This is a genomic window from uncultured Sphingomonas sp., assembly GCF_964235535.1.
Lineage (GTDB): Bacteria > Pseudomonadota > Alphaproteobacteria > Sphingomonadales > Sphingomonadaceae > Sphingomonas.
Window position 1 is genome coordinate 21,373 of record NZ_CAXSBH010000009.1, and the last position, 13,556, is coordinate 34,928.

The 13,556-nt window shown below is 69.3% G+C and carries 8 protein-coding genes; 3 read left to right on the forward strand and 5 right to left on the reverse strand.

The features are described 5' to 3' along the window. Window positions 1-34: 34 nt before the first annotated feature. From ACFE7F_RS04765 to ACFE7F_RS04775, 3 genes are all read left to right on the forward strand, one after another. The gene (locus tag ACFE7F_RS04765) at window positions 35-3,190 is read left to right on the forward strand and encodes a S8 family peptidase (RefSeq protein WP_375402697.1); all 3,156 of its coding nucleotides are present in this window, start codon (window positions 35-37) and stop codon (window positions 3,188-3,190) included. 96 nt (window positions 3,191-3,286) lie between these two features. Further along, window positions 3,287-5,806 carry an ATP-binding protein gene (locus tag ACFE7F_RS04770; protein ID WP_375402698.1) on the forward strand — a complete coding sequence of 840 codons (2,520 nt, stop codon included), beginning with the start codon at window positions 3,287-3,289 and terminating at the stop codon, window positions 5,804-5,806. Between the two features lie 81 nt (window positions 5,807-5,887). Continuing rightward, window positions 5,888-6,283 (forward strand): response regulator, encoded by a 396-nt coding sequence (locus ACFE7F_RS04775; RefSeq protein WP_375402699.1) that lies wholly within the window; start codon window positions 5,888-5,890, stop codon window positions 6,281-6,283. Here ACFE7F_RS04775 and ACFE7F_RS04780 read toward each other — a convergent pair. From ACFE7F_RS04780 to ACFE7F_RS04800, 5 genes are all read right to left on the reverse strand, one after another. Beyond that, window positions 6,280-7,482, reverse strand: a complete 1,203-nt coding sequence (locus ACFE7F_RS04780) for a cation:proton antiporter (RefSeq protein WP_375402700.1) — start codon at window positions 7,480-7,482, stop codon at window positions 6,280-6,282. The genes ACFE7F_RS04775 and ACFE7F_RS04780 overlap by 4 nt on opposite strands. Before the next feature lie 93 nt (window positions 7,483-7,575). Beyond that, window positions 7,576-7,875, reverse strand: a complete 300-nt coding sequence (locus ACFE7F_RS04785; RefSeq protein ID WP_375402701.1) for a hypothetical protein — start codon at window positions 7,873-7,875, stop codon at window positions 7,576-7,578. Between the two features lie 11 nt (window positions 7,876-7,886). Then, window positions 7,887-10,727 carry a M16 family metallopeptidase gene (locus tag ACFE7F_RS04790; RefSeq protein WP_375402702.1) on the reverse strand — a complete coding sequence of 947 codons (2,841 nt, stop codon included), beginning with the start codon at window positions 10,725-10,727 and terminating at the stop codon, window positions 7,887-7,889. 94 nt (window positions 10,728-10,821) lie between these two features. Next, a complete protein-coding gene (locus ACFE7F_RS04795) occupies window positions 10,822-12,309 on the reverse strand; it encodes a glycosyltransferase family 39 protein (protein WP_375402703.1) in 1,488 nt (495 codons plus the stop codon). Beyond that, entirely contained in the window at window positions 12,306-13,472 is a 1,167-nt protein-coding gene (locus ACFE7F_RS04800; protein WP_375402704.1) for a glycosyltransferase, read from the reverse strand. The genes ACFE7F_RS04795 and ACFE7F_RS04800 overlap by 4 nt, the downstream gene beginning before the upstream one ends. Window positions 13,473-13,556: the final 84 nt, after the last annotated feature.

The window sequence follows — 13,556 nt, forward strand, 5'->3', positions numbered from 1 at the left end:
CCGCCGCGCTTGGCGGGCGAGACAGGGGACCCCCATGCCTTTCGACGACAGGAACCTACTCACGGTCAGCGCGCTCGTGCTGTCGTGCGCGCTAGCGGCGCCCGCCGCGGCGCAGGTGGCCGGCCCGCCGGCCGACGCACCGGAAACGCCGCCCGCCATCCACGCCGACGAGGCGCAGGCGCCCGCGCGCTTGGAGGCAATGAGCGCCGGCGGGCGGGGGATCATCCGCCCGCTCAGCGGACCGATCGGCCTCAATTCCGGCCGGACCACCACCTTCGCCGGCGACGTCGTCGGCACCGCCAGCCGCATCCGCGCGATGGAGGACAAGGTGGGCGCGTCGGCCAGCCGTATCCGCGCCATGGCCGGCGAGCTCAGCGGCTTCGCCAGCCGCATCCGCGCCATGTCGACCGATCCGGTGATCGGCGCCTACACCTACAACTTGACCGGGAACACCTTCTGGGGTTCGCAATACGGCTCTCAGGGCGCATTGATGGCGAGCGCGAGCCGCATCCGCGCGATGGACGGCACCGTCGAGTCCTTTGCCAGCCGAATCCGCGCGATGGCCAGCCGCATTCGCGCGATGGACGGCACGCTGCTCTCCTTCGACTCCGCGCCGAGTGATTATCAGGGGATCCACCGCGAGATCACCGGGCTGGTCGCCACCACCAAGGGCGTCTGGGGATCGGCCGTCCAGACGCAGACCGGCAAGTCCTTCGAGGACGGCTTCTCTAACCGGATGCTCGGGAAATGGGGTGTCAACCTCGGCGACGCACGCTCGATAGCGGGCATGAACGAGGTCGACATGGAGTTGTTCCTGCTCGACTGGCGCGACAACGTCCTGCTCTTTTCGGGCGTGGACTCGGTCGACCATTGGATGAAGGCGGTCAACTGGACGCCCGCCATGTCGCAGCAGCTCGGCTCCGGGCTGAACGGCGACAAGAACCAGTTAAAGGTCAGGGTCGGCCTGCTCGACTTCGCGGTCACCGCCGATCCCAAGGCGAACGTCGCGGGTGCCGGCGGTGTCTCGCAGGTGGCGGGCGCACACGGCAACGCGGTCGCCAGCCTGATCGTCGGTGCGCATGACGGACGCGGCGTGATGGGCCTCGCGCCCAAGGCCGATCTCTACAGCTACGTGCCGTTCGACCGCACTCAAACGGCATCTTGGGAGGACATCACCAAGGGGCTGCATTGGCTGGGCGACGAGCTGGAGAAGGACGTCCACGTCATCAACCTGTCGCTCGGCGTGCCCGGCTACACCTTTCACCACAATTGGCGAAACGTGCTGGGCGACAGCGACGTCAAGTCGGACATCCAGGACGCCGTGTTCGTGATCGCCGCGGGTAATGACGGGATCACCCAGACGGAACACGTCAACATGGCGGGCGCGCTGGACAGCACCTTCCTCGTGGTCGGCTCCGTCAACCCCGACAACGCGATCTCCGGCTTCTCGAACCGGCCCGGCGTCGTCTGCCTCACCGACAACGGCGTCTGCAAGAACACGCTGCGCTGGAGCGCGACGGAACAGCGCTTCGACGGCAAGTCCGATTATCTGAAGGAGAGCGGGCTCCTGATGAACCGGTTTCTGGTCGCCCCCGGCGAATTCATGCTGGTGGACGATGGCACCGGCGACTTCTCGGCCGGCGTGAAGAGCGGCGTCACGCGCATGTCGGGCACGTCGTTCGCGGCGCCGCTAGTGTCGGGCACGGTGGCGTTGATCGCCGAGCGTTGGCCGTGGCTGACCGAAAAGCCTATCGACGTAGCGCACATCATCCTGAGTTCGGCCACCGACCTCGGCGAGCGCGGGACCGATCCGATCTACGGCCGCGGGATGCTGAACGTCGAGGCCGCAATGGCCCCGCTCGACTGGAACAAGGTGGAGTTCAAGCAGAGTACCAACGGCGGCGGGCTCGTCAGCACCTCGTTCGCGACGCTCCGCGCGACCAGCGCCTATACGCGTTCCACCTGGGAGGCGAACCGGGCCTATTTCTACGTGTTCGAGAAGACGACCAGCTCGCACCGCGACTTCTACATCCCGATGTCGTCCAAACTGGTCGGCCAGACGGTGGGGTCGAACCGCGACCAGATGAACGCCTATCTCCAGAGCCGCTTCCAAACGGCGCTGGGGACGCCCACCCGCTTTGCGGGCGACACCGGGCCCAGCTTCGGCCCGGCTAGGCTCACCGCGCCGACGGCCGGCTTCGGCGAGATCAGCGCGACCGTCACCATGTCGCCGCGGGCCTGGCGTCCGGGTCTGCGACAGGGCACGACGCCGTTCGACACGGGGATGGCGTTCAGCAGCCCTGACGGACGGATCGCGATGCGCTTTGGCAGCGGTTCGGGCGGTGCGGATATCGACGGCCGGGCAGGCTTCGGCTTCCAGTCCGACTATGATCTCCAGACCGGCGGCGCGAATCCGTTTTTGGGGCTCGCTTCCGGCTCGGGATATGTCGCGACGGACGTGGCATTGACCGACCGGCTCACCGTATCGGCAGGCGCATCGACCCAGACCGCCCGGCGTGACCTGGACCAGCTGTCGCAGGCCGACCGGATGGCGCTCGGCCGGCTGGAGCCGTACCGCGCGAACGCCAGCCTGTTGTCGGTCCGCTACCGCGCCGCCGGTTGGCTGAACGCCACGGCGAGCTACACGATGCTCGGTGAGGATACGGGCCTACTCGGCGTCCAGTCGCTCGACCGGTTCGACCTCCGGCAGGGTACGACCACGGACGCCGCCACCTTCGGCACGGACGTGACTCCCGGCCACGGGCTGGCGGTGTCGATGTCGGGCACGGTCGGCCGGACCCGGGCGACGGACCTGAGCCGTCAGAATATGGGCGTCGCGGCGGGCGGTCTCGTCAGCAGCGCGTTCCAGGTCGCGGTAGCCAAGGTCGGGCTATTCGACGAGCGGGACCGGGCGCGGATCACCCTCGCCCAACCGCTCCATGTCGAGAGCGGGTCGATCGCGGTGAACCAGTTCAAGGTGATCAACCGCAGGACCGGCGCGCTGGGAACGGAGATCGAGACTTTCGCGCTCCAGAGCGGTGAGCGCCGCTTCGTCGCGGAAGCCATGTACGGCCGGTCGGTGCTGGGCGGTCAGGCCGATCTGAGCCTGTTCGGCCGCGCCAACCTGCGCGGCGACGCGGCCGACCAGTCGGCGGTGACGCTGGGCGGGAGCTTCCGCCTAGGCTTCTGATCGAACGATCCCCTGCTCGGAAGGGCCGTCGCCGGCGAGGCGGCGGCCCATCCGCCTTGAGAGGACCTTAACCGGTCGGCTTTATAGTCTGAGGCCATGTCTATCCTCTCGCTGTTCCAGGCATTGCCGCTCGCGCTCCTGCTGGCGGGCGCGGCCGTCCCCGCCGCCGCCGCGGACGACCAGCGCTTCAGGGCGATAGAGGGGCGCGTCGCGCAGATCCGCCAGGCGTTGATGCGCGATCCGAGCGACGCGCTGCTCTCGGCCATGGACATGCGGGCGGCGGCCGGGCGTCTTCCCGACAGCGCTCGCAAGGAGGTCGCGGTCGCGACCGCGCTAATGCTGGAGGGCGAGGCGCAGCTGTTCCTGAATCATGCGGACGAGGCCGTTTCCCCCATCGACCGGGCGCTCGCCACCGTTATGCGGACGGCGCCCAACACCAAGCTCCATGGCGACGTGCTCCGGTCGCGCGGATCGATCGCCGCGATGACCGGGCGGCCGCTCGACGCGCTGCGCGACTACCAGAGCGCGCATGACGTGTTCCGGAGGGTCGGCGACGCACGCGCCCGCGCGCTGACGTTGCAGGATATTGGACTGATTTATTTCGATGCAAATGATTACGAGCGGGTGTTGGACTATTCGCGTCAGGCGGAGGCTGCCTATCCCAAGGACGCGATGCTGAGCCTGACGCTCCGTAACAACCGGGCGGAAGTGTATCGCAAGCAGCGCCGCCACGCGATGGCCGCGGAGGAATATCGGGGAGCGCTGGTCCATGCGCGCAAATTGGGCGCGCGGTTGCTGCAGGCGCGCATCAACGCCAACTTGGCCGAATCGGAGGCCGAGGCGGGGCGGCTCGGGCGCGCGCAGGCCGCCGTCGACGAGGCGATGCGCCTGACCGCCAGGGGCGAAGCGGCCGAATGGCGGCGTTCGGTCTATGGCTCAGCCGCCATGGTGGCGATCGCGCGCCAGGATTTCGATCGGGCGGCGACGCTCATGGACCAGACCTTCGCGGGCGTCGATCTCGAAAGCTCGGACGCCCTGTTCCGCGACCATCATCACGCGGCGGCGCTGGTCTATGAGAAGCGCGGCGACATCGCGCTCGCGCTGCGGCATCTGAAAGCCTTCGAACGGCTGGACAAGGAAGCGCAGACGCTGACTGCGACCACCGCGTCGCAGCTGATGGCCGCGCGGTTCGACTTCGCCAATCAGGATCTTCAGATCTCCAAACTGAAGCAGGAACAGCTCGCCCGCGACATCGCGGTGGAGCGCGACAAGAGCCGCGCGGGCAACATCCTGTTCGGCAGCCTGGCGGCAGCCGGCGCGGTGATCCTGTGCGTGCTGTTGTTCGGCTTCTTCGCCGTCCGCCGCAGCCGCGACGCGGTGGCGGCCGCGAACACCTCGCTGACCGACGTCAACGGCGCTTTGGAGAAGGCGCTGACCGCCAAGACCGAGTTCCTGGCGACCACCAGCCATGAGATCCGCACGCCGCTCAACGGCATCCTGGGGATGACGCAGGTGCTGCTCGCCGACCGCGGCATCGACGCGGCCGTCCGCGAGCGGATCGAGGTGGTCCACGGCGCGGGCGAGACGATGAAGGCGCTCGTCGACGACATCCTCGACGTCGCCAAGATGGAGTCGGGCGAGCTGACCGTCGCGTCGGAGCCGACCGATCTGGCCGCGATCCTCGACGACGCCGCGCGGCTGTGGGGCGGGCACGCGCAGGCCAAGGGGCTGGAGCTGGTGCTCGATATGAACGCCCTTCCCAGGCGGATCGTGTCGGACGGGGGGCGGCTGCGCCAGATCGTGTTCAACCTGATGTCCAACGCGCTGAAATTCACCAGCGTCGGGCGCGTGACGCTGTTTGCGGGCGTCGAGACCTCGGAAGATGGAACGGAAATGCTGGCGATCCGCGTGATCGACACGGGCATCGGCATCCCGCTCGACCAGCAGGCGGCGGTCTTCGAGGCGTTCAAGCAGGTCGACGGCGGCACCACCCGCCAGTTCGGCGGCACCGGCCTAGGGCTTGCCATCTGCAAGAAGCTGGCGATCGCGCTGGGCGGCGACATTGCCGTATCGAGCATACTCGGCCAGGGTACGACCTTCGAGGCGCTGCTGCCGCTCATCCGCGCCGAGGTCGAGAAGGCGTCGACCGCCGAACCCGAGCACGACCGGACGCTTGGGCAGGCGCGCATGCTGATCCTCGACCGCAATCCCCTGAACCAAGGCGTGATGCGCGTGCTGCTGGGCGCGGAGGCGGGGCATGTCGCGGTCGCCGACACCGTCGCCGACGCACTCGCCGCGCTCGCCGCGCTCGCCGGATCGGACGCGCCGACGCACATCGTGATCGATGTCGGCTCGATCGCCGGGGAGGGTATCGATCTCATCTCCACCTTGCGCGACCTGACGGGCGCCGCGCGCGCCGCGGACGCGCATTGCAGCCTGCTGCTCGCGCCCGCGGCGGCGGGCCTGACCATCGCCGAGGCGATGGCGGTGGGGGGCGAGCAGCTGATCGTGAAGCCGATCGGCGCGGCCGACCTGATGGCCGCGTTCAAATCGCTCTATGGCGACGATCCCGACAGCCTGGTCGCCCCCGACCTGCTCGGCGCGCGCGCGGCGTGAGGTCGTCCGCCCGAATCGGTAACGGGCTGTTTACCGATCGGGCGCTAGTTCCTGACTTCGAAGTACAAAAGGCGTAACCGCATGCAGGTCCTGTTCGTTGAAGACGACGCGATGAACCGACGGGTGGTCAAGGACATGCTGAGCGTGGTCGGCGCGCAGATGTCGGAGGCCGCCGACGCCGAGACCGGCCTGAAGATGATCGACGACGGGCAATATTCGATCATCCTGATGGACCTGCGCATGCCCGGCATGGACGGGCTGACCGCTATCCGCCATCTGCGCGCGCGCACCGACGCCAAGGCGCAGCTGCCCGTGATCGTCGTCACCGCCGACACCGCGGTCGACCTGCGCGAACGCTGCATGGCCCAAGGCGCGGACGACGTGATCCTGAAGCCCGTGGCGATGGGCAAATTGCTGAAGGCCATGAGCAGCATGCTCGCCAAGGCGGCGGGCGCGAACGCGGTGGTGTTGAGCTAACTCTTCTTTATCAGCGCCGCACCCGCTCGGCGCAGCTTGGGCGTCACCACCGGCACGGTCAGCATCGTGCTCGCCACCGCCATCAGCAGCAGCGCGGTGAAGGTCACGTTGGTGATGACTTGTCGGTCGAGCAGGATATTGGCGAAGATGATCATGATCAGCGCCTTGGTCTGAAGCAGCCACCCGATCAGCGACGCCTCCCCGGGCCGCCATTTCAGGACGCGTCCCGCCAGGTGGACGCCCGCCAGCTTGCCTCCCACCGACGCCGCGAGCAGCAACGCCGCCGCGCCGAACACGGCGACGCCGCCCAGGTCCCAACGGGTCCGCAGGCCCGTGCTGAGGAAGAACACCGGCATCACCGCAAGCAGGATCGCATTCCGGAAGAAGTCCAGCCGCTCCCGGTTGAACCAATCCGCGTCGAGCACCGCGCCCGCCAGGAACGCGCCCACCATATAGTGCAGTCCCGCCCAATCGGAGGCGAAGCCGGCCGCCGCCAGCCAGATCAGCCCCACATACCAGCGATCATCCTCCGCGATACGCGCCATCAGCCGGCGCACCGCCCAGGCGGCGATCGCAAAGGCGACGAGGAACGCGACCTGCCGCCCGACCCGCTCCCAGTCGAGCAGGATCAACGCCAGCACGCCCCAGATCGCGACGTCGTCCATGCTGGCGTAACGGAGCGTCCGCTGGCCCAGCGGCTCGCGCAGAATGGCGAGTTTCTCCATCAGAAGTACCAGGATCGGCAGCGCGGTGACCGCGCACGCCATGCCGATCCCGAGCACGGCCTGCCACTCCCGCGCGGCGGGTCCCGCCCAACCCGGCGACCGCAGGAGCACCCAGGCGGCCGCGCTGCCGAACAGGAGCGGCACGCCCAGCGCCAGCCCGGCGGTCACCCCGGTCTCCCCGCGCTTGGCCCACGCTTGCCTCAGATCGAGCTCGATCCCGGCCAGCCAGACGAAGATCATCACCGCCCACCAGGCGATGCCGTTCAACGGCGCGATGACCTCCGGCCGGAATACGAACACGTAATAATCGGGAAACACGCGCCCGAGCACGCCTGGCCCGAGCAGGATGCCGCCGACGATCTGCACCACGACCAGCGGCGCCCAATAATCCGTGCGCCCCAGCCGCCAAACGAGGTAGGGCACGGAAAAGATCAGGATCATCGCGAGCAGGAACAGCTCGGTCGTCGTCGGCATGTGATCGTTCCCCCGGCCCCGACGCACCGCTAAACGAAACGCCCCGCCCTCCACAAGGAGGACGGGGCGTCGCAGCCGTCCGGGCGCGGCGGATCAGGCGGTACGCGTGCCCGTCATGGGGAAGCTGCCGAACGCGCCCGCGCCGACGGTGCCGGTGATCCCTGCGTCGGACACGGTGCCCTGGCAATCGAGCGACATGGGCATCGGCACCGTCATCTGCTGCTTCCAGCTTATCAGGTCGCCGCGCACCTCGCCGGTCACGTCGCTTCCGCCCATCGCGCCCGACACGGTGCCGGTGAACGAGTCGCCGTCGCTCTTGACGGTCAGCGTCATCTTCTGGTCGCCCAGCGGTGATTTGACCACGCAGTCGTAGGTGCCGTCCACTCCAGCCATGTCACTCTCCATCAGTTGGAGGCGGTACGCGCGGGCGCGGCCGCGCCCCCGGCGACCGCCGCCGCGGGGATCACCTCGACGGGCAGCCCCAGGCTGTCAAGCTGCGGCCGGACGACCTTGGCGTCCCCGACCACGACCCAGATCAGCTTGTTCGGGTCGATCACCCGCTTGATCGCCGCGTCGAGCTGGTCGCGCGTCATCACCCGGTAGCTTTGCGTGATCCGGGCGTAGTAATCGTCGGGCCGCCGGAACAAGTCGTTGCTCTGCATCGCACCCAGCACCGCGCCCGACGTCTCGAAATTGCCCGACAGCGCGCGTACCGCGCCCGTGATCGCCCGCTCGAACTCGACTTGCGTCAACGGCTTGGTCGTCACGAACTCGGCCACGTCGACCTTCAGCGAGGCGATCGACGGACCCGTCTTGTCCGCCTGGACGGGCGCCGACACGATATAGGGCGCGGCGTACTCGGCCTGTGCGAACGACCCGCGTGCACCGTAGGACCAGCCCCGCGTCTCGCGCAGGTCGGTGTTGATGCGCCCCAGGAAACTCCCGCCCAGCGCGTCGTTCGCCGTCTGCACCGCCAGCAGGTCGTCCGTACCCTTCAACGGCGTGGGCAGCGCCGCCAGGATCAGCGATTGCGGGCTGTCCGGCCGGTCGATCAGCACGATCTTCGGAGTCCCCGGCCGCGCCGCGCCGAAGTTCTTGACCCCTGCGACGCCGACCCCGCGCCAGTCGCCGAACCGCCGGTCGAGCGCGGGCAGCACTTCCTCCAGCGGCCGGTCGCTCGTCACGAACAGCTTGGCCTTGTCGGGCCGGAGCCAGGCGTCGCGGAACGCCACCAGGTCGGCCCGCGTCAGCGCCGCCACCGCGCGCGGATCGCCGCTGCCCTGCGCCTTGGCGTAGGGGCTGTCAGGCCCTGCGATCAGCGGCGGGAGCACGCGGCCCGCCAAGCCTTGCGGGCTGGTGAGCTCCTGCGCGATCCCGGCGAGCTGCTGCTGCTTGACGCGCTGCACCTCCGCGTCGGCGAAGGCGGGGTTGCGCGCCACGTCGGCGAACAGGTCGAGCGCGGGTTGCAGGTTCGCGCTCGGCACCTCGAGCGACAGGGTCGTGCGGTCGTTCGACGCGCCCGTGCCGATGTCCGCGCCCAGCCGCTCCTTGGCTTCGGCCAAGCGGATCGAGTCGAGCGTCGTCGTCCCCTCGTCCATCACCGCCAGCGTCAAGCCTTGCGTACCGAGCTTGCCCGGCACGTCCGCCGCGACGCCCGCATCGAAGCTCAGCACGGCTTGGGTGATAGGCACGGCGGTCCGTTGCGCATAGACCACCTCGATCCCGTTCTTGAGTTTCGCGCGTCGCACGGCGGGGAAGCTCAGCGACGCGACATCGCCTACAGCCGGCAATGCGCCGCGCGTGCCCTGGAACGGCGTGTCGGCCGCTTTGACCACGGCGGCGGCGGGAGTTGCGGCATTCTGGTACGCATCGCGCGCACCCAGCACGATCGCAAACGCATAGACCGGGCGAGTCAGCCAGCGGTTCATCGCCGCCTTGACCGTATCGGGCGTCTGGCGGCCGAGCGCCTGCAGCCGTTTCTTGTAGTAGCCCGGATCGTTCGAATAGAGCGCGCCCTCCGCCAGCGCCACCGCCTTGCCCCCGAACCCGCCGACCGACTCCAGCCCCGCGACCCGGTTGGCGACGACGCCCGTGACGTATCGGTTGACCTCGTCGGCGGTCGGCCCGGTGCGGACGAAGTCGGCCACGACCGCGTCCAGCCGCCGCTCGAGCAGCGCCTGGTCCACCCCCGGCGCGGCCACCGCGGTGACGGAGAACGAGCCGACCTCGGCGAACGCGCGGTTGCCCGCGCTAACCTGTACCGCCAGTTTCTCCTGCCGCACGAGCGCATTGTCGAGCCGCGACGAGCTCAGGCCCCCCAGCACCCCGCCCGCGACGTCGAGCGCGGCGGCGTCCGCCTCGTTCAGCCCGGGCACCGACCAGCTCCGCGTGACGAGTGGCGCCGCCACCCGGTCGCGCTGCGTCTCGTTCACCGCGGCCGGCAGCGCGGCGATCGGCGCGGGCCGCTTCACGCTCGCGCGTCCCCGCGGGATCGCGCCGAAATACTGCGTAACCTTGGCCCGCGCGGTCGCGACATCGACGTCGCCCGCCAGCACCAGCACCGCGTTATTGGGCGCGTAATTGTCGCGGAACCAGTTCTTCACGTCGTCCAGCGACGCCGCGTCGAGATCGGCCATCGAACCGATCGTCGTATGGTTGTACGGATGCCCGGCCGGGAACAGTCCGCCAGGCAGCTTGTACCGCAGCAACCCGTAGGGCTGGTTGTCGCCCTGGCGCTTCTCGTTCTGGACGACTCCGCGCTGCTCGTCGAGCTTGGCTTGGGTGATCGCGCCCAGCAGATACCCCATCCGATCGGATTCGAGGAACAGCGCCCGGTCGAGCGCGGCGGTCGGCACCGTCTCGAAATAGTTGGTCCGGTCGTAGCTCGTCGTGCCGTTGTAATCGGTCGCGCCGACCACCTTCAGCGGTTCGAAGAATTCGCCCGGCGCGTTCTCCGACCCGTTGAACATCAGATGCTCGAACAGATGCGCGAAGCCCGTCTTGCCTTGGGGCTCGTGCTTGGAGCCTACATCGTACCACACCGACACCGCGACCACCGGGGCCTTGCGGTCGGTATGGACGATGACGCGTAAGCCGTTGGGAAGCTTAAACTGCTGATAGGGGATATCGACCGAGCGGACGAGCTGCGACACGGGGGCCGGACCGACCGCCGCGGGCGTGGCCGCCTGAACTTGAGCGGACGGGACGAGCGCGGCCCCGGCAAGCGCCAAGTATTTCAGATGCATGGATGAGCGACCTTCCTGGATATCCCGTCCGAGTTAGACTTCCTGCTTGCCCCCGGCAACCACGCCTCGATGCCGGCGTGGCGTCCCTGCGGCTTCACCGCGCCAGCACGGCGTAACCGATACTCGCGCTCGGCGGGTACCGTACCAGCGGGCGCTCCTCGCGGACGCCCGTGCGCCCGACCGAACGGCCCGCGTCGAGATCGACCCAGGCTACCGTCGCGATCCGCCCCTCGCGCCGCAGCAGTTCGGGCACCGCGCGCTCGGCCAGCGGGCCGATCGCGGGGAAGCCCGAAGCCCAGCGGTCGGTCGCCGCGAACGGGATGGTGCGCACGCGCAACCGGCAGTCCGGCGGTCGGCAATAGCGCCTGATCGCAAAAGCCGGTCCCTTGCCGAGCGTGACGACCACGCCCGCCGGATCCGTCGCGGCGACGTCGCGCACCAGTGCGCGCCAGGGTTCGATCTCGCGGCGGGGCCACCAGGCCGCCAGCCCCGCGACCTGCGCCGCGACCAGCAGCGCCAGCACTCCCGCCCGCGCGGCGCGCCCGGGCAACGCGGCGACGCCCACCCCCGCCAGCACCGCGAACGCGCCCGCCGCGAAATAGACGGTGCGCGGCAGGAACACGGGCACCGCGCGGCTCAGCACGAACAGCAGCACGGGCGTCCCCGCCGCCAGCAGCGCGAGCATCAGCCCGCCGCGCGACCGAGCCGCCCATGCGCCCCACCCGGCGACGGCCGCGGCGACGGCGGCCGCGGGCAGCTGCAGCAGACCGAACCCCCAGGACGCGTAGCTCTCCAGCGTCATCCGCACGGCGTAGGGGAACGACGGCGGCGCGATCCAGCCGATGTTGGAGGCATTGCGCGCCTGCGCGACGGTAAGCGTGCCCCACCACGCCCATGCGAGCACGACCAGCGCGTTGGCCGCCACCCACTCGGCCGCCGCCGCCCCGAGCGGGCGGGCGCGGCGTGCGGCAAGGAAGCGCCAGGCCACATACGCATTCAGCAGGAGCGGCAGCAGCACCAACGTCGTATGACTGTAAAGCGCCGTGACGCATGCCGCAGCGTAGAGCATCAGCGCCCGCCGCCGCGCGACCGCCGGGCCGCTGTCTTCCGTCTCCCGCAGGAAAAGGAGTACGCCCAGGATCGCGGCGAGCGCGGCGGTGTGGGCCAGCACGTACCCGCGGACCTGCTGGCTGTAGAGGACGTGCTGCGCCGACAGCGCGAGCAGCGCCGCCGCGATCAGGCCCGCGCGCCGCCCCGCCATCGCCCGTCCGACCAGATAGGCGAACACGACGCCCGCCATCCCGATGACCACCGACAGCGACCGGGCCGCCGCGTCGCCGTCGCCGAACAAGGCGGTCCAACCCCCGAGCAAGCTGTAATAAAGCGGCGGATTGGTTTCGCGGATCATCCACCCGGACCAGAGCCGCCGCAGCGGCGTGCGCGCGAACTCCATCGACGCGATCTCGTCGTACCATAGCGAGTAGGACAGGCCGATCACGCGCACCGCGAGCGCAAGCGCCAGGATCGCGAGCAGCGGCAGCAGGCCGCCCGGGTCCGGCCGGTGCTGCGCGGCGGGGGTCAAGCTGCCGTGACCGTCGCCGATGGCCGCTTGCGCCGCCTGCCCCAGACGAAGCTGCTCGCCGCGCCGAAGTTGAACGCCGCGCCCATTACCGCGCCCGCGATCCCCGACAGCGACCAGTTTCCAGTCTGCTGGATCGCAAGGTCCGCCACGCCCACATTGGCGACCGCGCCGATGCTGCATACCACCATGAACAGCGGCAGCCCGACCAGGAAGCTCCGGCCCCGCAGCCGCTTGTCGCGGTAGGTGAACTCGTTGTTCACGACGTAGTTGAACACCATCGACCCAACGACGGCGTAGGACTGGGCGGGCAGGAAGCTCAGGCCCAATGCGCCGCCGACCGACAGCAGCGCCAGATGGACGCCCAACCCGAGCCCGCCCACGATCGCGAACAGGACGAAGCGCGGCGGGATCAGCCCGCGCGATAGCTTGTCGATCAGCAGGAACGCGAACTCGGCGAGCACCATCAGGCTGATCTTGCTCTCGCCCGCGCGCCGCGTCCGGAATACGTACGGCATCTCCTCGATCTTCAGCGGCACGGGTGCCGACGAGATCAGGTCGATTAGGATCTTGTAGCCCTGCTGCGACAGGTCATAGATCGCCGACGCGAAGGCCGCGCGCCGGACCGTGAAGAAGCCGCTCATCGGATCGCTCGTCTGGTGGCCGACGAGCATGCGGCTGATCCGGGTCGCAAGGTCGCTCATCCGCGCGCGGCGTTCGTCCCACTCGCCGACCCCGCCTCCGCCGGCATAGCGCGTGCCGACGACCAGGTCGGCCCCCGTGTTCCGCAGCCGGTCGTACATCGGACGCAGCAGCGTCTCGTCATGCTGGAAGTCGCCGTCGATCACCGCCACGACCTCGGCGTTGGCGACCAGTACGCCCTCGATCACCGCCGACGACAGGCCGCGCCGCCCGATCCGGCGCAGGCAGCGCACGCGCGGCTCCCCCTTCGCGATCTCGGCCACCTCCGCCCACGTACGGTCGGGGCTGTCGTCGTCCACGACGATCATCTCCCATGGCAGGTCGCCCAGCGCCTCCCCGACCGCCGCCACGAATGCGCGCATGTTGTCGCGCTCGTTGAAGGTGGGCACGACGACCGACAGGGCGGGCGCGCGGTGGGGGACTGCGCGGACCGCCTGGAGCTCCGCCTCGCCGGTCACGATCATGCCAATCCCCTTCGTCTCGCCCCGCCGTTGCTGCGCGAGCTAGCGACGCGATGCAAGCCGCGCGATCGGCGAACCGCCCGGATC